The organism is Halobacillus sp. AWM4_238 (assembly GCF_056158265.1).
In genome coordinates this window covers 3,235,625-3,258,667 of record NZ_JBSWSY010000002.1, presented here as the reverse complement: position 1 = coordinate 3,258,667, position 23,043 = coordinate 3,235,625, and the positions used below count along the sequence as shown (strand labels likewise).

Below are 23,043 nucleotides of genomic sequence, written 5' to 3'. Positions count from 1 at the left end.
TCCTTTTCTATAGATTATCGTGCACCTGCACGATCAATATAACCTGCAACATCATCCAAATTCGTCGTCTTTAAAACAATTCCTTCTCGATCTAAAATAATGTAAGTCGGAAAACGCGTAATCTCTTCTCCATGGGCTTGGATGGACGCTTCTTTCTTCACTTGAATATCCACCTGTGTAAGGTCGATCGCTTCATTGACCTGCATTTTTGCTACAAGATCATACATTCGTTCATATTCTGGATCCGCCTCCCCTTCTACAGGAACCTCCTCAACAAACGCCTGAAAGTGAATGTCTCCTTCTCGCTCAGGTAAAGGCAGAGAATCTTGATTACTGGTACACCCCGCGAAAATACAAGATAAAAGAATCCAGAATACGACATACGTTTTTTTCATAACCCTTCACCTCCTTTTCATTATTTCTTCATACAAAAAAATATAACATCCTTCCTCAAAAAAAGCAGAACCTCCGATTTGAGGTTCTGCTTGAATTATGCTGTAGAAGATTGATGATGCACCGCTTCTCCTAATTTCCCCTTCATCGCTTGTCTTGCCCGGTGAAGGCGTGATTTAACAGCTGCTTGGGTAATATGTAGCGTTTGTGCAATTTCCTTTTCCTGCAATTGTTGATCATAACTCAGTTGAAACACTGCGCGAAGTTTAGGAGACAACGTGCTGATCCGTTTTTTGACATCTTCTTCCAGATGACGACATTCACAAATATGTTCAACATCAGATGCCGTGTGGTCGTAAACCCCTTGAGACACCGGCACCTCCTCCATAGACAAAAGGACCGTCTTCTTTTCTTTGCGCAAAAGATCAATCGATTTACGATGGGCGATGGTGGAGAGCCACGCCCCCACCTTCCCTTCGTCACGGATCTCATCAAGCTTGTCGTATGCTTTAATAAATGTTTCCTGAAGAATATCTTCTGCCGAACAAGGGTTTTTCGTCACTTTTAAGGCTGCATAATAGACACGATGGTAATACTGCTGATACATCTCACAAAAGTCCATCTTCCTCAATCTCTCCCTTTATTCGAAGTGTTCCTTTACAAAATCCGGTGCTTCTCCTTCGCTGAAACTTAAGAGATCATAATGGTTTGAGTTGCGTTCATCAAAATAGAAAGCAACGATATAGTCCCCTGATTCTTGATTTTCCCGTCCTTGCAGCAACCGATTAATTTTGTCGTTATTACTAACTTCCAGTGGTTCCACATCTTCTTCTTTCAACTGATCAAACGCGTAATGGACGTAGTCGTGAGCAAATTCACGTTCCTCGGGCCACTTGTAAACTTCAGTACGCTCAATGTCTTCTGCTTGAATCATTATTTGTTCATACAACTCTTCCTGCTTCATCCATTCCATCGTTTTTTCAAACGTCGGGTAGAGTTGAACATGATAAGGATTCTCCCTCATACCGTCCACAGTAAACGATACGCCTGAAGACAGACCTCGGGGTGCGACCATCTGTTCATAGGATAATTGACTGATATCCTGCTTCAATGCTTCCATAAAGACTGAGATGGTTTCAGGGTCATAAAGCTCTCCCCCGCCCCGCCCTGCATTTGGATGAATCATCAACTGACCGATGTCCGAAGAGTCAAGGCCTAAGACTGGATATTGAATATTTTTGTATTCTTCCGTTTCATACACAGACTTTTTCTCTGCTTTTACGGCTTCTTCATCTACTCGATATTGACGGTAAACCTCACTTCCATCCTCCATTTGATAAACGAAAAAGAAACCGTCTTCCCCACGACTTAACGGATTGCTGACCTCAATAAGTTTTTCATGAAGCTCCAAGGAAGACTGGATGGCATCTTCCGACGTAATATATGGAATTTCCAAATCTTGATTGACAAGTTCTCGATAATTCCCGTACCCACTGCTAATGAAGATTTTTTCAACTTCACTCTTCTCCGGAACATAGGACTCGTAATTCTTCCAAAGAAGCGGAATCACGGTGATAAGGATACCCGCAGTTAAACCATACCCGACCCACCGTTTAAAATGCTTCCAATTAAATACTCTCCAAGTCTTTTCCAGCAACATGGTAGCTGCAGCAAACCCGAAGATTCCCCCGATTACATAACCTGTAACCATCCAACTGTACGAATGTTGCGAGCCCATAAAGTACATGCCACCGAAAAGGGCGAAACAGAACGTTACACCTAACGTGAAAACAGGGTTCAAGACGCTTACAGCCAGTGCGCGACCCGCAGATTCAATTGAACGCTTTCTGTATAGCCACAAGGACAACCCATAAAATGCAACAGCCAAGCAGCCATAAATCAACAAGGCTAGCATTTCAACAGGAACCATCGCTTGTTCAGGTCCATAACCTCCGTATTGTAAAAGGTCCGCGAGTGGTGAGAAATATTGAAAGGAGCTCTCCAGAATCATGTCAATTGAATACCCTTTGATGTAAGTACTAAGATGAAACGCGACCAACCCATACAAACCTGCAGGTAAGAACAAGAGGATATAAGTAAGGACCCCCTGCACCGCTGACAAACCCGTAAGTGTTCCAACAAAAACCCCTGCCATGAAAATTAGAAACGACATGGTCAAAAATATCCAAAGCCAGTAGCTGGCGTTTTGGATAGTGTAGAATTCAGTCACATCTGTTAGTCCACTTGCAATAAGAAGAATCAAATAGTTTAGTAGAATTGGCAAAAACAAGAGTATTATGCCTGAGAGAATATGATGGTTGAACATTTTCTCTCTTCTCATCGGAAAGCTATGAGCAAAATTTGCTGCTCCTTTTACATGTAGATAACGGAACAAGAATACCGCCATCAAGAGTGGCATGACGAGAAGAAACAGAAGTTGAAGCTCAAAAGCGAACACGTGACCAAATAAACCGGCATCATCGGTAATCATCGTTGGTTCTTCTCTACTCAATTCCATAAACAATTGCATAGGTACGATGAAGAACAACCCTAAAAAGTAAACGATACTGATCCATCCGACATTCCGGAAATCCTGCTTGATGATTTCTTTGTTAAACGAGGATGTTTTCGAACGCATACCCTACACCTCCCATTTCATAGATAAAGATCTCTTCCAGAGTAAGTGGAAGCCTGTCGTAAACGAGTGGGCGGTGCTTGTGTATCTCATCTGAAATGTCAGATTCACTTCCACGGACAATCAGCAACCAGACGCTGCCTCGTCTTTCTTTGTGAAGAATATCCAAATTCGTTGAGGACGGCTGGAATGAATCCTCATTGAAAGCGACCTGGATTTTATGAACATCGGCTTTCAAATCGTCCAAATCACGTTCTAGGAGAATTTCTCCTTTATGTAGGATTCCAACGTGATCACAGATATCTTCGACCTCCCTCAGATTGTGGGAAGATATCAAGACCGTCATTTCCCGTTCGGCCACATCCTGGATAATTAAATTCCGCACTTTTTGCCTCATAACAGCATCTAGACCATCAAATGGTTCATCGAGGATTAAAACATCCGGCATGGCTGACATCGACAACCAAAAAGCGACCTGCCTCTGCATTCCTTTGGAGAACTGACTGATTTTCTTCTTTTCATCCAGCTGAAAGACGTCCTTTAACTTCTCATATCGCTCTTCATTCCAATTGTCGTACATGGACCGGTGGTAATCTGCCATTTGCCTGGTCGTGTACTGAGGCAGGAAGTAAAGACTGTCAGGAATAAAAACCAACTTTTGTTTAACGGCTTCATTCTCAAACACGTCCCCTTCCAAAATATGAACCTGGCCGTTGTTTTGTTTGAGAATACCCGAAAGGATTCTCATCAATGTCGTTTTCCCTGCCCCATTGGATCCGAGCAGACCATAGATGGAACCTTTATTTACGCGGAAAGAAACACCGTTCAATATTTTCGTGCGATCGAACGATTTGTTCACTTCCTTGACCTCAATCATCCTGCTGACCCCCTTCAACTTCAGCGAGAAGAGCTGCGATCTCTTCTGATGTCATTCCTAAATAAATCGCTTCCGCAAACAGTTTTTTCAACTCTTCTCTCACTTTTTTCAACTCCTCTTTATTGTCCACTTTTCCAGAAGGATGCACGAAGCTTCCCTTCCCCTTCAACGAGTAGATGTACCCTTGCGATTCCAACTCCCGATATGCTTTTTGAATCGTATTCGGGTTGATCGTCAACTGTTGGGCAAGTTCCCTCACGGAAGGTAATTTTTCATCTTGTTTTAAAACGTCATTGATGATCAGTTGCTTCAGCTTTTCAACGAGCTGCTCGTAAATCGGCTTCCGGCTCCTGACGTCCAACTCAAACATCCAGCCACCTCCATCGGTGTATTTCATCTGTATTAACTGTATTATTACTTATAATACAGTAGTATATAGGAGAATATTCCATTTGAGAAGCCCCTTTTCACATTTTTTCCAAACCATCTTAAGCCTGATGCAGGAAACCTGACTGTTCATGAAGCGAGTATGAAATGAATACTATGGAAAGGATGACCAACAAAAAAAGGGTGATGGAGATGAAAACCTATACAGAACAAGCGAGTTTTGAGCATTTGTTCTGGTTGCAGATTCTTGGAGATCATGCGCGGTTTATCCGGGATTCTTTGTACGCGTCCGAAGAAGAATGGGTAAAGAAAGCACGGACATACGTTACCCAATGGGATGACCTTTTAAGACAAGTGCGCGAAGGTCAAGTTGAGGATATGATCGCTTTTTCAAAGAACGTTGGTGAAAAAGCACGCAAATTTCATAAGTTCAAACTGAACCTGATCGAACATTCCCTTTTTGGAAAAGTAAAGATTCATTTGAGTCCGACCTTTCTCAACCATATGGTCAATGAAGTAGAAGAATATTTGCTTGTGCTTGGATTTTTAGGTAAAGGGGAGGTCCCTCCGTTATTTCATGAACTCCACCACCACATGTTGTGGCTGATGGATGCCTCGGGGCATGCAGGGGCCATCTATTCGGAAACGGATGCTGTAGAAAAAAGATTGAAAGAAAAAAGCGAAACGTTCCGGGAGCATTTTGATCAGTTCTACATAAAAGCCGTCGAGATGAAAGGATATTTAAGAACAAACCAGCACTCCTTCCCAGCCCTGAAACGGTTTAACAACGAAGTGGAACTGGAGATGAAGATCTTCCGTACGTTTTTAAAAGAATTAGAAGAAATGGAAATGAACGAAGTCGTTCTCGGAACTTTTTCCACACTCATGGCTGATCATATGGCTAGAGAAGAATGTTACTACCTATACAAATTAGCAGAAACCACGAATGGGGAGTATCCCACATGCAGCCCCACCAAACCAAGGGTGGAGTGAATCACCAAATTACCAAATACTGTATGACCTGGTACGCCAGTAAATGGTAAAAAGCCGCAGGACCTGAATGGGTGCCTGCGGCTTTTTTTATTTGGGAAGGTCGTTGTTTGGCAGCGGGAAGAATTCACGGATGTAGCTGTAATCTCCGGCCATTCGTCCGACAGGTTTCAGTTTGTGTGGATTTACTTTGTCTGTTTCTTCGTAAACGTCATCCTTGATGTGGTATCCAACCAACTTTCCTAACACCAGGTGTCCTTCACCGATTTGGATGATTCGATCGAGCTCGCATTCCATGTGAACCGGGGAATTTTTCACTCTTGGTACGTGAACGAAATCTCCACTTTCTACTTCAGTCCCCGCCTCTTCGAACTCATCGACATCAGGACCATATGTTTTGCTGCTTTCATGCATCTGATTAGCCAAGGGTTCAGAAACGACATTGATAATAAACTGCTCCGTTTCTTTAATGTTTCTTAACGTGTCTTTTTCCTTTTTCGCACCTCCTACCGAAAAACAAAGCGTAATCGGACTCATGGATGCCACGGTAAAAAAACTGAATGGAGCCAAATTACGTGTGCCGTCCTGGCTTAAGGTTGATACCCAGGCAATCGGACGCGGCACGACAGCCCCTTTGATTAACTTGCTCATGGAATGGTCTTGAAAATTCTCTTTACTAATCCTCATCGGATCCCTCCTCTAGCTTTCATCTAGTGTACACCTTCTCCCCTCGAGACTCACACCTCTCATTCCATCCGTGATGGGTTTAACATTTTATGTAAAGGGAATATATGGGTATCTTACACAGTCTGTCGAAAGGGGAACTTTCATTGGGAGATTTATGGAATAGTATTAAAGAAGGGATCACCACTGTTTCCGACTTTTTATGGACGTATCCATTGTCGATCATTTTAATTGTGGGTGGGATCTTCCTCACCATTCGAATCAAGTTTTTTCAATTCCGCTTTTTTGGACACGTTCTACACCAAACCATTGGACAAATTTTCAAGAAAACGAAAAAGAAAGGAACCATAACCCCCTTCCAAGCTTTCACTTCAGCATTAGCCTCGACCGCAGGGGCAACGAATATCGTTGGGGTCCCTGTCGCTATTTCTTTAGGTGGTCCGGGTGCTCTATTCTGGATGTGGGTTGTTGCTTTGATTGGAATGGCCACAAAGTACAGTGAAATCTTATTAGGCATGAAATACAGGGAAAAGAATGAGAAAAACATTTGGGTCGGCGGACCGCAATACTACATAAAAAAGGCCCTGGGATGGAAATGGGTCTCTACCGCCTTCGCCTTTTTCTTAATGATTGAATTAATCCCAAGTACAATGGTGCAATCAAACTCCATCGCCACTCAGACGGAAGGGGCATTCGGGTGGCCGGTTGAAATGACAGGTCTCATTATGTGTGCCGCCATCGCCATCGTCGTTTTCGGTGGAATCAAGCGTATTGCCAAGGTCACAGATAAGATGGTCCCCGGCATGGTGCTTATTTATCTCGGTGTTTGTTTGTATGTTATTTTTGCCAACATCGATCAAATCCCTTATGTATTTGGATTGATTTTCACACACGCGTTTACACCGATTTCTGCCACTGGTGGTTTTGCCGGTGCTGCCGTTGCCCAGGCGTTAAGATGGGGGATTGCACGTGGCCTCTATTCTAATGAAGCAGGTCTTGGTACAGCTTCAATTGCCCACGCGGCAGCTAAAACAGATCACCCTTCCCGCCAAGCATTATGGGGAATCTTCAGCGTTTTCGTTGATACGATCGTCATTTGTACTGTCTCCGGTTTAACGGTCCTCGTCACCGGAGCATGGCAGGAAGTCGGTGGAAGCGACGCATCGAATATGATCAACGTTGCCATCGGTACTGAATTTGGTGATGCGTTCGGTGGCAGCTTCATCACGGTTTTTTTACTCTTTTTCGTCATTACGACGATTGGCGTTCTCGTCTTTTATGGGGAAAAACAAGCAGAATATCTGTTCAGCTTACGCGCGGCCAAAATAATGCGGATCGTCTACATTGCCGCTGTATTCGTAGGAGCCATTGGAGGACTGCAATTCGTCTGGCAGTTCCTCGACTTGATTTTAGCTTTCGTTCTTCTGACAAACATCATTCCTTTATTGTTCCTGCATAAGGAAATCGCTGCGTTGACAGATGACTATGTTAATCGCGTGTTCAAAAAGCGCACGAAGAAAAGGCAAGTCCAATTGTTTCATGAGGAAGAGGATGCGAGTTAAGTTATGCCAATCCGATTATAAAAGGAGATTCCCGTTTAGGAATCTCCTTTATCTTTTTCCCATTTCCCCTCTTTGATCAATTGCTCTTTAAGTACGTTGAATAAATTGTCATGAACACGCGCATAGGGAGTTCCATTCGCCTTTGTCCGCTCTGGGTGCTTAGAAGAATGCTCAATGGTCGTTACATGATGGGGCTTTTTTCCTTCTTTCACATTCAGCACATAGAGTTGAATCGTATGTTCATCCCGTTGATGAATATTCATTTCCATGCCATAAATCATTTGATTGCTCATCGCTCTCTCCCCTTTTCTTATATAGCCACACTCCTACATTCGTACGTCCCAGTGTAAAAAAAGTTACAAAAAAACAAGCACCTGAGAGGTGCTTGTTTAAAAGGTTTATCTAAGGAAAACGTGGTCACCGATAACTGTGGTTACTTCTTTGCTGCTCAAATAATCACTTTGAGCTTTATCTGGGTTGTAGAAAAAAAGAGACTCACGGTCATACCCCTGATAAGCAATGGCCTCATTGACCGCACGTTTTGACTCAGCGCTTGCCGGCTGATTGATCGTACCATTCAAAACGGGAGAAAACTGAATGCCATCATAAATTACGCCATATAAGGAGTCTGGGAAAAGGTCACTTTCTACACGATTCAAAACAACTGTAGCAACTGCAACTTTACCCGCGTAGCTTTCACCCTTCGCCTCTGCTTCTACTAGTCGAGCTAGTAGATCTTTTTCAGATTCGCTAAGAGCAACAGGAAGTTGAAGCTGCTCTCCAGGGTAAATTTGTGCATCCTTTTTATTGTTCATGGCTTGTACTTGTTGCGTAGAAACGCCATGTTTCATAGCAATTTTATAGATAGAATCGCCCTTCTGGACGGTATGAGTATCGGCATTGGCAAAACTCTCGACAGGAAAGGAGAAAGCAAGTAAACTAACGGCTGCAATTCCTGTAAAAAAGAACTTTTTAAACATTAAGAATCTACCTCCTCGTCAGGTTCTCTAATAAGGTAACACAGGAGGTAGAACGGTTTCATTATTAATTCTTTCCATCGTTTCCATGGAAATTATTTAAGCATAAGAAAAGGCCCCAAGGAGCCACTTCTTATGCTTTTTTCCAATCTACATTCAAGGTGATCCCTGCTGCTTTCAACGTTGTGAAAACAGGACAGCGCTGATCAACGGTTTCCTGGAGTTCATCGATACGTTCTTGGGATTCCGAAGTTTCTACATCCGCTCTAATGTTTACCGTATCAAAGTAAGGCTTCACATCAGCCGTACCCATCAACCCGCGCATATCCAGCGTTCCGTTAATATCAAAGGAGATGCTTTGAAGATCAAACTTCATTTCTTTTGCCACCATATTCGCAATTACCGTTTCACAGCCTGCAAGGGAACCTAACATGGCTGCAAGTGGGTCTGCACCTTCGTCTGTCCCGCCCATTTGCTTCGGTTCATCAATCGTCAATGAATGCTTGCCAGCCTCAATTTCCGATTTCATCCCTTGGGACTTACTCGAAATGGATACTTTATGTTCTGACATGTCTGATTCCTCCTTGTTCGTTATACAGGCACTTTTCACCCTGTTCGTATCATTCAAACCTTATTGACCCCGTATTGTAATCTGTCTTACATAAAAAGCAGAGTTCTTCTATATCCCCCAAACGTGTGCTATCGTCTAAAGGGAGATCATTTAGGGTAAATTGTTAATGAAACGTTGTTATTATTAGCTAAAGTAGGTGTTTTTTATGCTTGATACGCACGCAAGGAGGTTCGTCCAACCATCCATTGAACGGACAGCTTCATACTTTTTAAAAAAAGGCCGGACAGCCAACGAGATTACAGTGCTCGCTTTGTTCGTCGGCCTTTCCACAAGCGTACTCTATGTTTTGGGCTTTCCCATCTTAGCAGTGGTGTTTTTGTGGCTTTCCGGATTTTTAGATGCCGTGGATGGGACAATGGCAAGAAATACAAAAACCTCCCCCTTCGGAACCGTGATGGATATCACTTTCGATCGAGTCGTCGAAATCGGGATGATCGTCGCCATTGCATTCGTACATCCAGAGGTACTATGGCCGCTTCTCCTTCTTAGCGTTTCCATTATCCTTTCCATGACCATCTTTTTAGTTGTAGGAGCCGTGTCTGAGAAGGCAGGAATCAAATCCTTTTACTATCAGGCTGGACTTGCGGAGCGAACAGAAGGCTTCGTTCTCTTCAGTATCATGCTCTTATTTCCTTCCTTTCTACTCTGGTCCACGCTGTTATTCTTTGCTGTCGAATTGTTTACGGGGATCCAACGGTTCATGGAAGCAAAACGGATATTAAACTAAAACCCACCCCGGCTTAGACGTTAAGCCAAGGTGGGTTTTTCTTTTTTATGTGACAGCTACTCATTTTGTTTTCTTTTCGCTCCCTACAAACCTTGTCCTTCATCCAAAAAAGAGGACGCGAAGTTAAACGTCCAGAGTCGCCTCTCCTACTCTTTTCACACCACGAATATTTGAAAAATCTTCGACAAGCTTTGAAAGGGCACGATCTTTTTCTTTTGCTTCAATCATGAAGTCTACGGGGGTGTTGAGAGCTTTCAATTCTTTCAAAAGAGGACGAATAAAATCCGCATCCACAAAGTCCGCATGACTTCTGAATGCTTTTTCCGACTTTGGCGATGAGATATGAATCTTTGGTGGCAGGCCTAGTCTGTCCCACGTTTTATAGAAGCGTGGCAGGATTTCAGACAATGGTTCATCTTCCGTGTGATTGGCCATGTAATGATGATAATCGAACATCATCGGGATCTCCTCTTTTTCACACACATCAAGAGTTTCCGTTGTCGTATAGGTTTTATCATCATTTTCAAGCGTCATCTGTTTCTTAATGGGGTCCGGCAATTTCTTTATATTTTCATGAAAGCGAGCAACCGCTGCTTTTTTATCTCCATACGCTCCTCCCACATGCAAATTGATATGAGATTCATTATGAAGCCCCATCGCTTCAAGCATCGCATAGTGGTATTCCATATCTTGAACTGCATTGTCTGTTACATGGGGACGGTCACTTGTAAAAAGTGTGAACTGGTTTGGATGAAAACTCGTCCTCATTTGGTGTGCCCGCACTAATTCACCAATCTCTTCAAAAAGATGGCGAAATGGGGTGATGTAATCCCACTCTACCTCATCATGAGTCGCGAGCGGAATCAACGACGAAGAAAAACGATACAAATGGATTTCCCTCGCGATGTTGTAATGGATGATGCGGCGTGTACGCTGCAAGTTCATTTCTGCAATTTTGTGAAGCTGCTCCAGAGCTTCCTCATGCCCTAATTTCTTATATCGTGCAAACGTCATCGTTTTTGCCGGAGTCGCTTCCCATAAATCCAGCGCATGCGACACGTAACCGAACCGAATGATCATACAAAAGCTCCTTTACCGAAAAAAATGGATACCATTATGTTCCCCATATCTGACGGGAATAACATGGGGGTGGGTTTGTGATTGTCTGAGTGTTCTTCAGGGCATTGCTCATGGTCTTTGGGGCGACTCTGTCATTCATCCATAAAAAAAGACTGCCATTAAAGGCAGTCTTTTTCTATCTATTATCGTACGTTCATTTCAGATGGTTTCGGACCTTTGCGCTCCCCGCGGTCCAGTTTGTTGATAGCAGCCATGTCCTCAGCTGTCAGAGCAAAATCAAACACGTCGAAGTTTTCTTCGATGCGGTGTGGAGTGACAGATTTCGGAATGACGACGGTGTCGTTTTGCAAATGCCAGCGGATGATCACTTGCGCAGGTGTTTTGCCGTGTTTTTCAGCAATGGACTGGATGGTATCGTTTTTCAATACTTCTCCACCTTGCATCAAAGGACTCCACGCTTCAAGCAGAATGCCATTGTCGCGGCAGAAGTCTTTCAGCTCGTTTTGTGCCAAGAACGGGTGACACTCGACCTGGTTGACAGCCGGCTTCACTTCACACTCATCAAGCAGACGCTGCAAGTGGTCGATATCAAAGTTACATACGCCGATGGCTTTGACTTTTCCGTCTTTTTTCAGCTGTTCAAGCGCTTTATATGTTTCTACGTATTCATCAAATTCTGGTGTCGGCCAGTGAATCAAATAAAGGTCCACATAGTCTAACCCTAGTTTATCAAGACTCGTTTCAAAAGCCTTCAATGTATTTTCGTATCCTTGGTCTGTGTTCCAGACCTTTGTCGTAATGAACAATTCGTCACGAGCTACACCACTCTGGCGGATCGCTTCGCCGACCTGTTTTTCGTTTCCATAAATGGCAGCCGTATCAATGGAGCGGTAGCCTGTTTCAATCGCTTTTTTAACGGCTGGTACTGCGTCTTCTTCCTCGACTTGCCAAACACCAAAGCCTAGTTGAGGCATTTCGATGGTGCTATGTAGCGTAACTGTTTTCATTGATCATTCTCCTTTTCCAATGAGAGTTTTACATCGGTAAGTGTAGCATAGCAGGTCCCCACAAGCTTTTATTTTGCTCATGGACGAGAAAAAAACTCCCCGCTTCAACGAGGAGTTACTTTTCAAAGTGAATGGTCCAATTCGACCCTGTCCGAATGTTGTAGGCCCTTGCGAAAGATCCCTGGTTAATCGCAACAGCTAAGTTATCGAGACTGTTCACATAAACGAGCGGTTCACCTTTATGAGTATCTGCGAACGAGCGCCCGAAGGTCATAGAATTATAATAGACTTCATCTCCGTTATGCAAAATGGATACATTCAGCGTATCTCCATAATCGATGCCCATTTCCTTGAAAAGGTCTCGCGGTATGTTCGTCCAGAGGTTACCGAAACGGATATCGAGAATATCAATGATGCCTGAGACGGTAGATTCGTTAACAGTAGGATCTTTCACAGAAATCCGTTCAACCGAGTTTGTATCAAGCGCAGGGCCGACTTCTTCAAAAGTGATAACCCCGGCAGCTAAACGCGCCCCTGTATAAGCATAAACATCGCGTCCATGAAACGTGTAGGATTCTCCGGAACGAGGCAGGCGGTTCACTTTTTCATCAATCTCCCGCACTTCCACAATTCCTTCCGTTCGTGCAATGTGGGTCAATGTTCCGTTGTCAGGGGTGATCACATAGTGACCGGAACCTGTCTTTACCCCGATACTTTTGCGAGTCGAACCTACTCCAGGATCAACGACAGATACGAATACTGTCCCTTCTGTCCAGTAAGCCATCGTCTGCCATAGACGGTAGGATCCTTCCCAGATATTGAAAGGGGGGATGTCATGTGTCAAATCGAAGATCGACAATTCATGATCGACCGAATGGGCCACCCCATGCATGGCACTTACAGCTCCATCGCTGATTCCGAAATCTGATTGCAAAACTAATGCTCTTGTCATCGTACCCCCACCTTTTTTTCATTAAATAATGAATATTCTAACACATAAAAAAGCAAATAGAAAAAGTACCAGCACAAACTTAAGGTTTCGCTGGTACTTTTGGATAAACCGTAATCATCCGGTACATGTAGGAGACGAAAATCGCCATAAAGATAAGAGCACTGATGGCGTTCGGTACGGTCATATATTTTAAAAGTACGCTTAAAATTAAAGGCAGCGTACATGCATAGGCGGTCAACTTCCACAACTGCTGGTACGTTAGCTTACGGGAAAGAGCTTTTCTCATAAGCAGGCTTCCACCAGCAAGAATCGATACTCCCACAAGGATAAGAAAAACGATTAACAAAGGGTAGAATACGAGGAACTGCGCCATATACATCCCCCGTGACACCTCTGTCAGGTTCGTTTCTAAATACAAGATTGATGTGATCATGTCCGGTAAAAAGAGCAGCAGCAACAAAACGAACAAGTAACCGATCGTATGGGTGATGCCTTTCCGGTTCAAATGGAACATCGCTTCTTTTTTCGGCAAACGCAAGCTGTTGAAAAGTGAATCAAAAAACCCCATGGTCTTCTCCTGCCTTATTCAGCGTATATAGCTAATTCTTCTTCGATTTTCGTACGGATTTTCTGCAATGCTTCTTCGGGTGATTTTCCAAAAACCCGTTGGTTATTGACAAGTGCGTATGGGCGGAGGGCACACATGCCGCAGAAGGATAAGCATTCACTAATGAGTACCGCCACTTCCGGGTATTCGGATTCGATAATACTTTCGATATCCATTTCATTGATTAAGTTTCCATCACAAACTTCAACAACGACAATTCCCATGGTGCTTCCTCCTTTCTAAGGTGTTCATTCTATTTATATACCTAAAATCGTGCGTGCATCCTTTTCATCCTGGTGCATTTGTTGTATCAAGGCATCCATCCCGTCGAAATTCTCTTCATCGCGCATGTGACGCAGGAATTGGACGGTTACTTTCTGGTCGTACAAGTCACCGGAAAAATCGAGCAGATAAGCTTCCACTTTGTAAGAATCTCCGTTGACCGTTGGACGATAGCCAGCACTGATCAACGTGTAATAGTATTCTGGTGCTTCCTGAACTTTTTTCACAAGGCCAAGGTAGACGCCTGGTTTCACCTTGACATATTCTTGAATACCTCCGACGTTCAATGTCGGAAAGCCTAATTTCCGTCCAAGCTGTTCTCCTTTTTCTACGATCCCTGTGATTTCAAAAGGTCGTCCGAGCATCGCCTGAGCAGCTTCCATGCGCCCTTTTGTCACATGGTTGCGGATATCTGTACTGCTCACTTTTCTGTCATGAAGCTGGACACCCGGAACGATGGAAACATCGGCTCCGATTTGCTGACAAAGTTCTGCCAGTCCTTCAGCATCCGACCCTCTCCCTTTGCCAAACCGGAAGTCTTCACCCACAATGACATGACGAACATTCAGACGGTTCAAGTGCTGAAGCACAAATTCTTCAGGAGATGTCTTTGCATATTCTTTTGTGAAATGGACGTGATAATATCGATCGACACCGAACTGTTCCAATCGGGTTTGGCGATCTTCAATCTTCGATAGTGAATATTTAAATGACTCATCGCCTCTCAGCACCCATTTCGGGTGATCAGAAAAACCGTACACAGCGATTTTATCTTCCTCTGTTGCGAGTCTTTCTGCCTCTTGCAGGAGAGACTGATGCCCTAAATGCACACCATCCATTTTGCCGATGATTAATACGACGGGCTCTGAGTTGTGAGGCGGTTGTCCTTGTACTTCAATCATTTCCATTTGCAAAGCATCCCCTTCAACCTGTTGATTAAACCTATTAATTATATAACATCCATTCTTATTTAATCAACCTTTATCACTTTTTGCAATCATTCTGCCCCTTTATTTGTTATGATGAACAAAAAAAGGAGCGGGTAGTCGATGATTGAAAAAGCGAAAGCGTTCGCAGCCAAAGCCCATCAAGGACAAAAGCGGAAGAACTCTTCAGAAGACTATATCATCCACCCCACCCGGGTTGCTGAGCTCTTACGACAATCAGGATTCCGGAAAGAACTGATCTGTGCTGGCTACCTTCACGATGTGGTCGAAGATACCCCCTACACATCCATCGATATTGAGCACGCTTTTGGTGAAGATGTCAGCCGTCTTGTAGCCGCTCACACGGAAGATAAAAGCAAGTCTTGGAAAGAACGAAAACAACACACCATCGACACCGTCAGGAAAGGATCGTTTGATGTGAAAGCGTTGATTATCGCCGACAAGCTGGACAACTTACGCTCATTGTCTAAAGACATCGATACCTACGGGGACGAGGTGTGGAAAAGCTTTAACGCAGGGGCCCATGCTCAGAAATGGTACAACCAATCCCTCGTTGAGGTGATGACAAACGGACTGAATCCTGAAGAGGTGCCCGCGTACTTTGATGAGTACAAACAATTAGTTGAACAAACGTTTGATTAAAAAAACATCCAGCCTCGAGAGCAGAGGCTGGATGTTTTTTTATTGAGCGACCGAAGGGAAAAAGGTTTCTATGATTTTTTCATCCGAGTGAGGAATCTCTTCTCCTTTGACGATTTGCGAATTGTTAATACAACCACTCGTCAAAAGAATAATGTCTCCTCCCTCTCCTAACTGCATGGATTTACGAACGCCTTCTTCCCTCGTCAATGTCGGATGGATGTTTGGAGCGATAGGATCGACAAAGCCTGTCATCACTTGATCTACGATGGTTTGCGGGTCATGATAGCCAGGATGATCGACCGTGACAATGACTTCATCCGCTTTCCCCTCAATCGCTTTCGCCATTTTCGGCATCTTATTGAAATCCCGGATACCAATACCTGCAATCATGACGATTAAACGTCTGTGATCCAGCTTCTTAACCTCTTCCAACAATCGGTTCAACGCTACAGGAGTATGCGCATAATCCAAAATCACCTTTTGATTTAACGGCGTGTCTATAACCTGGAACCTTCCTTCCGGGCCTTCAAGGTTTGAAAGCACGTCCAACACTTCCCCTAAAGAATAGTTCAGATGGAAAGCTGTAGCGATCGCAGCCAATACATTCGCAACATTGTACGTGCCATAGACGGGTACGAAGACTTTTTTCGTCTCGCCTTTATAAATAAAGTCAAACAGTGACCCGTTTTCCATGACTTCAATGTTTTCTGCTGATAAATCAGCCTCTGGATGACCTTCGATACTGTAAGTCAAAAGACCATCCTTCCCAAGCGCTAACAGTTCAGCAGCCATTCCTTCATCATCAATATTGACAACCCGGTGGTTCGCCTGTTTGAACAGACGCATTTTACACTCTCTGTAATGATCGATGGTCCGGTGGTATTCCAAGTGTTCTTCAGAGAAGTTCGTATGGACAGCAACGTCATACTGAATTCCCTCTACGCGACACTGATCGAGAGCAATCGAGGAAACTTCCATAACCGCCCCTTCATCATCCAAGTTTCTGAGATCGCGGAAGATCCGGTGCAAATCCAAAGATTCCGGCGTTGTCGGGGTGCTTTTTTTATATTGTAACTTACGCTTTGAAGACCAGATCCCTGTCGTACCGATTGAACCAGTAGGAAGACCAAGCAAAGTCATTAACGACCTGATATAAGCCGTGACCGTCGTCTTGCCGTTCGTTCCGGTTACTCCGATGGTTTTGAGCTCTTCATCAGCCAATCCGAAAAAGTCCTTTGAAAAAACAGCCATCGCCGAACGTACATGATCTACGAGTAGGAAGGTTGTACGATCATACGTTTTTGAGAGGTCTTCCATTGCCTCTTGATCACTTCCGATAATCGTCGTCGCTCCAAGGCCGATGGCTTCTTCCATATACTCATGGCCGTCAAAGTTTTCCCCTTTCAAACAAAAAAATGCGGCTTGAGGTTCGACCCTTTTCGAATGAAAAGCAAGCGTTCGAACCTCCTGCTGCGGGGGACCGTATCTATGCTTCATATGAAGTTTTTTCATTTCATCAAATTGTATCTTCATAGCCATTATCCTCACTCTTTATATATGGTTTATCGTCGTCTTTTCATAGTAAAAGTATGTATGCATGGCAAGTGGTTTTGACGGAAACAAAGCCACTTTTTACCGTACGATCATGAGGTACTTTTCCCTTTAGACACCTCCTCACAAACACAAAAGCCATACACAAAACAAAAAAGGGCCACTTAGCCTATGCTTCTTCCATAAAAACCCACACCAGGTCATCCAGTATTTGGATGACCTGGTGTGGGTTTTATTTCTATATCGGTCACTCGTCTTTCATGAGGAGGATGGTCAGGCTGATAAGGGTAACAAGAATAGTTGCGCCCATATCGGCTAGAATAGCGAACCAAAGCGTGAGCCATCCTGGAATGGTGAGGAGAAGGGCCAATACCTTCAAACCAAGAGCAATCCCAATGTTCCATTTGACGACCGCATTCACCCGTTTAGCGATTCTGAATGCGTTTGGCAGTTTGCCAAGGTGGTCCTGCATAAGAACGATATCAGCCGTTTCAATCGCACTGTCCGTTCCTTTCCCCATTGCGATCCCTAAGTCAGCCATCGCCAGAGCTGGAGCATCGTTAATTCCATCTCCAATCATGGCAAGTTTAGATCCTCTTTTTAATTCTTCCACTTTTTCTACTTTTTGGTCCGGCAACAACTGTGTATGGATATCGGTAACACCGATCTCTTCAGCTACTTTTCCAGCTGTCTTTTCATGGTCTCCGGTCAGCATGATGGTGTGTTTGACACCTAAAGAATGAAGGCGTTTGATTAGCGTACGGCTTTCCTTCCGTACTTCATCCGCTACTCCGAACATCCCAAGTACTCCTACTTCATCAGAAACGATGACAAGAGTAAATCCATCTTCTTTAAAACGTGTGATGTCTGCTTTAACAGCCTCTGAGAGCGTTAAATGGCTCAGGGTTTGTTCGCTCCCCACATAGTAGGTCTTACCTTCAATGACCGACCGGACGCCTTTTCCAGGAATCGTATCCACAGAGGAAGGTTCCAAAACACTCGCTTGTTGCACACGTTCATCCTGTAAGATCGCTGTAGCAATTGGATGAGAGGAATGCCTCTCAACAGTATGAGCCACAGTGAAAAAGCGTTTATCTTCATAAACATTCACCGCATGAACTTTCGGTTCTCCCTTTGTCAGTGTCCCAGTCTTATCAAAAGCAATGCTCTCAATTTTCCCGAGCTGTTCAAGGAAAGCTCCGCCTTTAACGAGGATGCCATTCCGTGCATTTTTTGTAATGCCTGACAGAATGGCAATGGGGGATGACAAGATCAATGCACAAGGGCAGCCGACGATGAGAACCGCCAAGCCCTGATACAATGATTCTCCCCAAGAAGCAGAGAAAAACAAGGGAGGAGTGATCATAACAAACCCCGAGATCACCATGATCAACGGTGTATAATATTTAGCAAATCGGTTGATGAAGAGTTCTGTCGGTGTCTTCCTCTCCTGCGCTTCTTCAACTAACTGAAGAATTTTAGCGAGAGAAGAGTCGTTGTAAGCTTTCGTGATTTCAACTTTCAGTAACCCTTCATTATTGATACTTCCTCCGAAAAGATTTTCACCTGGCTTTTTGTCTACAGGAAAGGATTCCCCTGTAATCGCTGCTTCATTCACAGAACTGTATCCAGCGACAACCACTCCGTCGGATGGGATTTTCTCACCTGCTTTGACGTAGACTAAATCCCCCTCTTGTAACTCTTCAATGCCAACAATTTCTTCCATCCCATCATCGAGAAGTCGTGTGGCTTGTTTGGGGGCGACCTTCAATAATTGCCCCATTGAACGCCGTGCCTTTTCCATCCCAAGGCCTTCCAAGTATTCATTTAACCCGAAAAGAATGGCTACAAGCGTTGCTTCTTTCCATTCGCCGATAGCTACAGCGCCAACGAGAGCAATAGTCATCAGCGTATCAATGTTGAATTTCAACCGAGTTAAATTTTTCACGCCCTTCCAGAATGTCTGATATCCACTAATGGTGATGGCGGCCAAATACAGGATAATCATGACGAAAGGAGCAACGCTTCCTTCCAGTAAAAAGGTTGCTCCGAAAATGAGTGAAGATATAATGATGAGCTGCTTCATATTCGCGCCGTGACTATGATTGTGAGAAGCTTCTTCATCCACAAGAGAAGCACCGTCAGACTTCAGAATCCGGCGTACTTTCTCCATATCAACGCCGTCTTGAACTCTCAACTTACTGGATGAAAACTGAAGCTCAGAATCTTCCCCGTGATTGAGCTTCCGGATCTCCTCTTCCATCTCTGCTGCGCAATTCGCGCATGATAAACCTTGCAGTTTGTATTCCTTCATTCTCTTTATCCCCTTTAATGGTGAAGAGCGTGATTGATGGTTTGTTGCAATAGGTCGATGACGTGCTCATCATCGTGGGAATAAAATAAAGTCGTACCCGCCCTTCGATACTTCACCAAGCGTAGATTCTTCAAAAACCGCAGCTGGTGAGAAACGGTCGATTGGCGAAGTTCTAATGTATCGGCAATTTGATTGACGGACATTTCTTGTTCACATAGTAAATGTAAGATTCTGATACGAGTAGGGTCCGACAACGCCTTGAATGTTTGGGAAACAACAAACAATGTCTCTTCATCCAATTGATTGACGCGACTTTTCTTCTGATCTTCTGGTTTATTTTTATCTTCACTCATGATATCGACACCTTCCTTATATGCGCATATATTCATATATACAATTATCGTATGCACCACATTCCATTTTGTCAATGTGCGCACGCCTATGTTTGATCCATGTCAAAACGGGAAATTCAATCTATGTGCGACAAAGCAGAATGTTTGTCACTATTTGATTTCACATACTAAAATAACGATTACTATCAAAGGAGGAGTACAATCATGTCTAAAAAAGTACTGATGGTCGTAACGAATCACGACAAAATTACAGACGAGCAACCGACAGGAATTTGGTTATCTGAATTCGGCGAAGCATACAACGAGTTTCAAAAGCACGGCTATGAAGTGACGGTAGCAAGCCCGGAAGGTGGCCGCGCCCCTGTCGACCCAGGTAGTGTCAGCGAAGATGAACCACAAGAGATTCTTGATACAAAACCACACTTGGAAAATACAACACCCATTGCAGACGTAGAAGCTGAAAACTACGATGCCATTTTCCTACCGGGCGGTCACGGAACCATGTTCGATTTTCCGGAAAATGAAAAACTGCAAAAACTGCTGCGTAACTTCTATGAAGCTGATAAAACTGTTGCCGCCGTCTGCCACGGTCCTGCAGGCCTTGTCGGGGCGACGTTGTCTAACGGTGAACCGTTGGTCAAAGGAAAACGCGTCAACGCATTCACTGACGCAGAAGAAGTGGAAACGACGCTCGATCAACACATGCCATTCCTGCTTGAAAGCAAGCTGAATGAGCTGGGAGCAACATTCGTGAGTGGGCCAAACTGGTCCGAGCATTTTGAAGTGGACGGCCACCTGATTACCGGTCAAAATCCACAATCCACCGAAGCTGTCGCCAAAGAAGTCGTCAAACAACTAAACTAATATGTAAAGGGTCCTGTATTGCAGGACCCTTTTTTCATCATTCATCGTCGTCTTTCCAACGGCCAAACAAATATGCGTACAGCTTTTGGGATACACATACAAATGAAACGAGCCAGAGAATCAACAGGCCGATGACGATCCACCCTTTGATCCACGTCAATCCAGTAATAATAGTATAAGTCGCTGTTCCAAATAATAATAAGGTTACAGTCGCATGCAACACAAAGGATGACAGGATCTTGAAGCTATTGCTGATCCAGGCAGGCATATAAAATCACCTCCTGCTCTACTTTATGTGATAGATTCAAATTAGCTTGTACTCTTTGGTATATTATTCCTAAACAGATGCGTGACGGACATTTAATAGAAATGATTATGTTAAAATGGGGTCGAGTTTGCAGCAGAGGAGAATGAACGTGGAAAAGAAACTGGATCACATCGGAGTTGCTGTCCGCAATATTGAAGACAGCATTACCTTTTATACCAACATCCTTGGCGGAACATTAATAGACCGCTACCGTAGTGAAGCAAAAGGAGTAGAAAGTGAAATTGCTATCATCGATATCAAAGGCGATCGTACTGAATTATTGATGCCGACGAATAACACAACTTCCCCCATCGCTCGCTTCATTAAGCAAAAAGGAAAAGGGGTTCACCACATCGCGTATGATGTCGGAGATTTGGATCAAGCACTGAAAGAATTAGAGGCACGAGGCATCCGGACCTTGGAATGGTCGTTACGGACAAACAAACACGGGCGTCGCCTCATTTACTTAAATCCAGCTGATACAGAAGGAACGATCATTGAATACTGCGATTACCCTGACCAGAAGTAAGACACAGGAGTAGGAAGTCATCCCAAAGGACAGCTCTTTCTAATTCATCGGCATTATCGAAAAAGAAAACGAAAAATCCTTGCCGTCTCGTTGTACGGCAAGGATTTTTTTAGCTATTTACTTTGATCCAAGAGCTTCCGCCACATCATAATCAGCAGGATCAAGCTCCGTTTCTTTTCCAAGGACGAGACGGGCAAGCTCTGCTCCAAGGTAAGGTCCAGACGTAAGCCCTGAAGCGCCTAAACCGTTAGCGACATATAAGTTGGACCACTCAGGAATCCCACCAAAAACAGGCAGGGACCCAGGCGTGAACGGCCGAAAGCCGACACGTGTTTCAGCAAAAGTGCTGTCATGAAGCCCCGGTGCCACTTCAAGCGCTTTATCAAACACATAATGCAGACCACCTACGGTAGAACGACCATCGAAACCTGCATCTGTTTCATGTGTAGCACCAATAACAACACGGCCGCCCCCGAAGGAAAGCATGTACTGATTGTTCGGCGGCATAATGACAGGCCAGTTTTCGGTTTCCGTATCCGGCAGGTCCAGATGAACGATTTGTGCTTTTTGTGGGTGCACAAGAAAATCAATGCCGAGTGGCTGAAGAATCGGTTTGGCCCATGCACCAGCCGTCACAATGACTTCATCTGCTTCATGACGGATTCCGTCTACTTCCACTGCGGTAACCTTCTTTCCTTCATGAATAAGGCTAGCATCTCCATGCACCCGTTGTACCCCATGCTTCTCCGCGACACGAAGAAGAGCGTCTCTCAACTCACGTCCATTGACACGGGCCGCACCACTAACGTGAATCGCATCGTACCCATCCGCGAGTGGTGGGAACATTTTTTTTGCTTCTTCCGAAGAAATCCTTGTAATTTCACCAATTTCAGGAGCGCCATCTTCTCTCCGTTTCAAAGCACGCTCAATCGTTTTTTCTAATTTAGCTTCATCTCTTTGTAGACTGATCGCTCCTACCCGTCGATAGCCTGTCCGGGTTTCCCCTTCCACTTCAAGCTGACGGATCAATTCAGGATAGTACCGGGCACCACCTTTGACGAGACGGTACCACCGCTTGTTGCGCCGTTGGGCGAGCCACGGACAGACAATTCCAGCTGCCGCTTCTGTCGCCTGACCCTCATCTTTCCTGTCGATGATCGTGACATCAGCACCTTCTTTTGCTAAGTGGTAAGCGGTAGAGGCTCCCAGCACTCCCCCGCCCACAACGATATATTTCTTCATAGGTAAACACCTTTTCATTCGTATTTTCATTTCCATGACCATTGTATAAAAAAAGAAACCTCTACTCAAATCCCTCTTCAACTATATGGCAAGATGGTGGAAGGCTCAATTTCGAGACTTTTGTTGAGTGGATGGGGCTGCGGGGAACAGCTCGCTTTCCGCGGGAGTGCGTTGAGCCTCCTCGGACTGCGTCCTGTGGGGTCTCACCAAGCACTCTCTTCCCGCAGGAGTCTCACCATTTCCCTCGGCCCCTTTGCCATGGAAGATCATCGAAATCACTTCTTGAACAATCAGCTTGAATGACTGAGGAAAGTGGATTATATAACCTCTCCACAGCAGACATTCAGAATTTATAAGCTTGATACAGAGTGCTTTTTGCCTACCTTAGTATGGGAAATTGCAGACACTCCCTCTAGGTATAGGGGTTCGATTCTCACATGATCGAATGGGGTGGTTGGGAAGCTGCGAGACTCCCGTGGGAGAAAGGAGATCGGCGAGATCCC

26 protein-coding genes are annotated in these 23,043 nt (G+C 44.4%); 6 read left to right on the top strand and 20 right to left on the bottom strand.

Annotated features, from left to right (window positions below):
- Window positions 1-14: 14 nt before the first annotated feature.
- From ACXACN_RS16290 to ACXACN_RS16270, 5 genes are all read right to left on the bottom strand, one after another.
- The gene (locus tag ACXACN_RS16290; protein ID WP_474965821.1) at window positions 15-395 is read right to left on the bottom strand and encodes a hypothetical protein; all 381 of its coding nucleotides are present in this window, start codon (window positions 393-395) and stop codon (window positions 15-17) included.
- A gap of 95 nt (window positions 396-490) precedes the next feature.
- The gene (locus ACXACN_RS16285; protein ID WP_474965819.1) at window positions 491-1,015 is read right to left on the bottom strand and encodes an RNA polymerase sigma factor; all 525 of its coding nucleotides are present in this window, start codon (window positions 1,013-1,015) and stop codon (window positions 491-493) included.
- 18 nt (window positions 1,016-1,033) lie between these two features.
- Window positions 1,034-3,031 (bottom strand): DUF6449 domain-containing protein, encoded by a 1,998-nt coding sequence (locus tag ACXACN_RS16280; protein WP_474965818.1) that lies wholly within the window; start codon window positions 3,029-3,031, stop codon window positions 1,034-1,036.
- A complete protein-coding gene (locus ACXACN_RS16275; RefSeq protein WP_474965817.1) occupies window positions 3,006-3,905 on the bottom strand; it encodes an ABC transporter ATP-binding protein in 900 nt (299 codons plus the stop codon). The genes ACXACN_RS16280 and ACXACN_RS16275 overlap by 26 nt, the downstream gene beginning before the upstream one ends.
- The gene (locus tag ACXACN_RS16270; protein ID WP_474965815.1) at window positions 3,898-4,275 is read right to left on the bottom strand and encodes a GntR family transcriptional regulator; all 378 of its coding nucleotides are present in this window, start codon (window positions 4,273-4,275) and stop codon (window positions 3,898-3,900) included. Before ACXACN_RS16270 ends, ACXACN_RS16275 begins: the two co-directional genes overlap by 8 nt.
- 209 nt (window positions 4,276-4,484) lie before the next feature.
- On the opposite strand from ACXACN_RS16270, the gene ACXACN_RS16265 reads away from it, so the two are divergent.
- Window positions 4,485-5,285: a DUF2935 domain-containing protein gene (locus tag ACXACN_RS16265; protein WP_474965814.1), complete on the top strand. Its 801-nt coding sequence runs from the start codon at window positions 4,485-4,487 to the stop codon at window positions 5,283-5,285.
- Window positions 5,286-5,372: 87 nt separating this feature from the next.
- Here the strand turns inward: ACXACN_RS16265 and ACXACN_RS16260 are convergent, their stop codons facing one another.
- Window positions 5,373-5,969 carry a flavin reductase family protein gene (locus tag ACXACN_RS16260; protein WP_474965812.1) on the bottom strand — a complete coding sequence of 199 codons (597 nt, stop codon included), beginning with the start codon at window positions 5,967-5,969 and terminating at the stop codon, window positions 5,373-5,375.
- A gap of 143 nt (window positions 5,970-6,112) precedes the next feature.
- On the opposite strand from ACXACN_RS16260, the gene ACXACN_RS16255 reads away from it, so the two are divergent.
- Complete coding sequence (locus ACXACN_RS16255; RefSeq protein ID WP_474965811.1) at window positions 6,113-7,528, top strand: alanine/glycine:cation symporter family protein; 1,416 nt, start codon at window positions 6,113-6,115, stop codon at window positions 7,526-7,528.
- A 35-nt stretch (window positions 7,529-7,563) separates the two neighbouring features.
- Here the strand turns inward: ACXACN_RS16255 and ACXACN_RS16250 are convergent, their stop codons facing one another.
- The 3 genes from ACXACN_RS16250 to ACXACN_RS16240 form a co-directional block, all read right to left on the bottom strand.
- Entirely contained in the window at window positions 7,564-7,821 is a 258-nt protein-coding gene (locus ACXACN_RS16250) for a hypothetical protein (RefSeq protein ID WP_474965809.1), read from the bottom strand.
- Between the two features lie 105 nt (window positions 7,822-7,926).
- Window positions 7,927-8,508 (bottom strand): cell wall hydrolase, encoded by a 582-nt coding sequence (locus tag ACXACN_RS16245; RefSeq protein ID WP_474965808.1) that lies wholly within the window; start codon window positions 8,506-8,508, stop codon window positions 7,927-7,929.
- Window positions 8,509-8,638: 130 nt separating this feature from the next.
- Window positions 8,639-9,076, bottom strand: coding sequence for an OsmC family protein (locus ACXACN_RS16240; protein ID WP_474965806.1), 438 nt, complete (start codon window positions 9,074-9,076; stop codon window positions 8,639-8,641).
- 205 nt (window positions 9,077-9,281) lie between these two features.
- Here ACXACN_RS16240 and ACXACN_RS16235 point away from each other — a divergent pair, with 205 nt between their 5' ends.
- Entirely contained in the window at window positions 9,282-9,863 is a 582-nt protein-coding gene (locus tag ACXACN_RS16235; protein ID WP_474965805.1) for a CDP-alcohol phosphatidyltransferase family protein, read from the top strand.
- 123 nt (window positions 9,864-9,986) lie between these two features.
- Here ACXACN_RS16235 and uvsE read toward each other — a convergent pair whose 3' ends face one another.
- From uvsE to ACXACN_RS16205, 6 genes are all read right to left on the bottom strand, one after another.
- The gene (gene uvsE / locus ACXACN_RS16230; RefSeq protein WP_474965803.1) at window positions 9,987-10,943 is read right to left on the bottom strand and encodes a UV DNA damage repair endonuclease UvsE; all 957 of its coding nucleotides are present in this window, start codon (window positions 10,941-10,943) and stop codon (window positions 9,987-9,989) included.
- Between the two features lie 182 nt (window positions 10,944-11,125).
- Window positions 11,126-11,950, bottom strand: coding sequence for an aldo/keto reductase (locus ACXACN_RS16225; protein WP_474965802.1), 825 nt, complete (start codon window positions 11,948-11,950; stop codon window positions 11,126-11,128).
- Between the two features lie 115 nt (window positions 11,951-12,065).
- Entirely contained in the window at window positions 12,066-12,902 is an 837-nt protein-coding gene (locus ACXACN_RS16220; protein WP_474965800.1) for an SAM hydrolase/SAM-dependent halogenase family protein, read from the bottom strand.
- Between the two features lie 79 nt (window positions 12,903-12,981).
- Window positions 12,982-13,470 carry a DUF1189 family protein gene (locus ACXACN_RS16215; RefSeq protein ID WP_474965799.1) on the bottom strand — a complete coding sequence of 163 codons (489 nt, stop codon included), beginning with the start codon at window positions 13,468-13,470 and terminating at the stop codon, window positions 12,982-12,984.
- Between the two features lie 14 nt (window positions 13,471-13,484).
- Window positions 13,485-13,733, bottom strand: coding sequence for a YuzB family protein (locus ACXACN_RS16210; RefSeq protein WP_474965798.1), 249 nt, complete (start codon window positions 13,731-13,733; stop codon window positions 13,485-13,487).
- Window positions 13,734-13,766: 33 nt separating this feature from the next.
- A complete protein-coding gene (locus ACXACN_RS16205) occupies window positions 13,767-14,699 on the bottom strand; it encodes a bifunctional riboflavin kinase/FAD synthetase (RefSeq protein WP_474965796.1) in 933 nt (310 codons plus the stop codon).
- 141 nt (window positions 14,700-14,840) lie between these two features.
- Here ACXACN_RS16205 and ACXACN_RS16200 point away from each other — a divergent pair, with 141 nt between their 5' ends.
- Window positions 14,841-15,380, top strand: a complete 540-nt coding sequence (locus tag ACXACN_RS16200) for an HD domain-containing protein (protein WP_474965795.1) — start codon at window positions 14,841-14,843, stop codon at window positions 15,378-15,380.
- A 39-nt stretch (window positions 15,381-15,419) separates the two neighbouring features.
- Here the strand turns inward: ACXACN_RS16200 and ACXACN_RS16195 are convergent, their stop codons facing one another.
- The 3 genes from ACXACN_RS16195 to ACXACN_RS16185 all read right to left on the bottom strand — a co-directional run bounded on the left by ACXACN_RS16195 (window position 15,420) and on the right by ACXACN_RS16185 (window position 19,598).
- Entirely contained in the window at window positions 15,420-16,913 is a 1,494-nt protein-coding gene (locus tag ACXACN_RS16195) for a UDP-N-acetylmuramoyl-L-alanyl-D-glutamate--2,6-diaminopimelate ligase (protein ID WP_474966895.1), read from the bottom strand.
- A 265-nt stretch (window positions 16,914-17,178) separates the two neighbouring features.
- Window positions 17,179-19,245 (bottom strand): heavy metal translocating P-type ATPase, encoded by a 2,067-nt coding sequence (locus ACXACN_RS16190; RefSeq protein WP_474965793.1) that lies wholly within the window; start codon window positions 19,243-19,245, stop codon window positions 17,179-17,181.
- A gap of 14 nt (window positions 19,246-19,259) precedes the next feature.
- Window positions 19,260-19,598, bottom strand: a complete 339-nt coding sequence (locus ACXACN_RS16185) for an ArsR/SmtB family transcription factor (protein ID WP_474965792.1) — start codon at window positions 19,596-19,598, stop codon at window positions 19,260-19,262.
- 204 nt (window positions 19,599-19,802) lie between these two features.
- Here ACXACN_RS16185 and ACXACN_RS16180 point away from each other — a divergent pair, with 204 nt between their 5' ends.
- Window positions 19,803-20,462 carry a type 1 glutamine amidotransferase domain-containing protein gene (locus tag ACXACN_RS16180; protein ID WP_474965790.1) on the top strand — a complete coding sequence of 220 codons (660 nt, stop codon included), beginning with the start codon at window positions 19,803-19,805 and terminating at the stop codon, window positions 20,460-20,462.
- A gap of 37 nt (window positions 20,463-20,499) precedes the next feature.
- Here ACXACN_RS16180 and ACXACN_RS16175 read toward each other — a convergent pair whose 3' ends face one another.
- Complete coding sequence (locus ACXACN_RS16175) at window positions 20,500-20,730, bottom strand: hypothetical protein (RefSeq protein ID WP_474965789.1); 231 nt, start codon at window positions 20,728-20,730, stop codon at window positions 20,500-20,502.
- A gap of 148 nt (window positions 20,731-20,878) precedes the next feature.
- On the opposite strand from ACXACN_RS16175, the gene ACXACN_RS16170 reads away from it, so the two are divergent.
- Window positions 20,879-21,298, top strand: coding sequence for a VOC family protein (locus ACXACN_RS16170; protein WP_474965787.1), 420 nt, complete (start codon window positions 20,879-20,881; stop codon window positions 21,296-21,298).
- Window positions 21,299-21,415: 117 nt separating this feature from the next.
- Here the strand turns inward: ACXACN_RS16170 and ACXACN_RS16165 are convergent, their stop codons facing one another.
- Window positions 21,416-22,540 (bottom strand): NAD(P)/FAD-dependent oxidoreductase, encoded by a 1,125-nt coding sequence (locus ACXACN_RS16165; protein WP_474965786.1) that lies wholly within the window; start codon window positions 22,538-22,540, stop codon window positions 21,416-21,418.
- Between the last annotated feature and the right edge of the window lie 503 nt (window positions 22,541-23,043).

Excerpts from the sequence above, each read along its gene's own strand:
- ACXACN_RS16220 (WP_474965800.1), bottom strand. The coding sequence starts at position 12,902 with ATGACAAGAGCATTAGTTTTGCAATCAGATTTCGGAATCAGCGATGGA.
- ACXACN_RS16215 (WP_474965799.1), bottom strand. The coding sequence starts at position 13,470 with ATGGGGTTTTTTGATTCACTTTTCAACAGCTTGCGTTTGCCGAAAAAA.
- ACXACN_RS16190 (WP_474965793.1), bottom strand. The coding sequence starts at position 19,245 with ATGAAGGAATACAAACTGCAAGGTTTATCATGCGCGAATTGCGCAGCA.
- ACXACN_RS16205 (WP_474965796.1), bottom strand. The coding sequence starts at position 14,699 with ATGGAAATGATTGAAGTACAAGGACAACCGCCTCACAACTCAGAGCCC.
- ACXACN_RS16180 (WP_474965790.1), top strand. The coding sequence starts at position 19,803 with ATGTCTAAAAAAGTACTGATGGTCGTAACGAATCACGACAAAATTACA.
- ACXACN_RS16250 (WP_474965809.1), bottom strand. The coding sequence starts at position 7,821 with ATGAGCAATCAAATGATTTATGGCATGGAAATGAATATTCATCAACGG.
- ACXACN_RS16185 (WP_474965792.1), bottom strand. The coding sequence starts at position 19,598 with ATGAGTGAAGATAAAAATAAACCAGAAGATCAGAAGAAAAGTCGCGTC.
- ACXACN_RS16280 (WP_474965818.1), bottom strand. The coding sequence starts at position 3,031 with ATGCGTTCGAAAACATCCTCGTTTAACAAAGAAATCATCAAGCAGGAT.
- ACXACN_RS16165 (WP_474965786.1), bottom strand. The coding sequence starts at position 22,540 with ATGAAGAAATATATCGTTGTGGGCGGGGGAGTGCTGGGAGCCTCTACC.
- ACXACN_RS16270 (WP_474965815.1), bottom strand. The coding sequence starts at position 4,275 with ATGTTTGAGTTGGACGTCAGGAGCCGGAAGCCGATTTACGAGCAGCTC.
- ACXACN_RS16200 (WP_474965795.1), top strand. The coding sequence starts at position 14,841 with ATGATTGAAAAAGCGAAAGCGTTCGCAGCCAAAGCCCATCAAGGACAA.
- ACXACN_RS16290 (WP_474965821.1), bottom strand. The coding sequence starts at position 395 with ATGAAAAAAACGTATGTCGTATTCTGGATTCTTTTATCTTGTATTTTC.
- ACXACN_RS16275 (WP_474965817.1), bottom strand. The coding sequence starts at position 3,905 with ATGATTGAGGTCAAGGAAGTGAACAAATCGTTCGATCGCACGAAAATA.
- ACXACN_RS16225 (WP_474965802.1), bottom strand. The coding sequence starts at position 11,950 with ATGAAAACAGTTACGCTACATAGCACCATCGAAATGCCTCAACTAGGC.
- ACXACN_RS16245 (WP_474965808.1), bottom strand. The coding sequence starts at position 8,508 with ATGTTTAAAAAGTTCTTTTTTACAGGAATTGCAGCCGTTAGTTTACTT.
- ACXACN_RS16260 (WP_474965812.1), bottom strand. The coding sequence starts at position 5,969 with ATGAGGATTAGTAAAGAGAATTTTCAAGACCATTCCATGAGCAAGTTA.
- ACXACN_RS16285 (WP_474965819.1), bottom strand. The coding sequence starts at position 1,015 with ATGGACTTTTGTGAGATGTATCAGCAGTATTACCATCGTGTCTATTAT.
- ACXACN_RS16240 (WP_474965806.1), bottom strand. The coding sequence starts at position 9,076 with ATGTCAGAACATAAAGTATCCATTTCGAGTAAGTCCCAAGGGATGAAA.
- uvsE (WP_474965803.1), bottom strand. The coding sequence starts at position 10,943 with ATGATCATTCGGTTCGGTTACGTGTCGCATGCGCTGGATTTATGGGAA.
- ACXACN_RS16195 (WP_474966895.1), bottom strand. The coding sequence starts at position 16,913 with ATGAAGATACAATTTGATGAAATGAAAAAACTTCATATGAAGCATAGA.
- ACXACN_RS16265 (WP_474965814.1), top strand. The coding sequence starts at position 4,485 with ATGAAAACCTATACAGAACAAGCGAGTTTTGAGCATTTGTTCTGGTTG.
- ACXACN_RS16175 (WP_474965789.1), bottom strand. The coding sequence starts at position 20,730 with ATGCCTGCCTGGATCAGCAATAGCTTCAAGATCCTGTCATCCTTTGTG.
- ACXACN_RS16235 (WP_474965805.1), top strand. The coding sequence starts at position 9,282 with ATGCTTGATACGCACGCAAGGAGGTTCGTCCAACCATCCATTGAACGG.
- ACXACN_RS16210 (WP_474965798.1), bottom strand. The coding sequence starts at position 13,733 with ATGGGAATTGTCGTTGTTGAAGTTTGTGATGGAAACTTAATCAATGAA.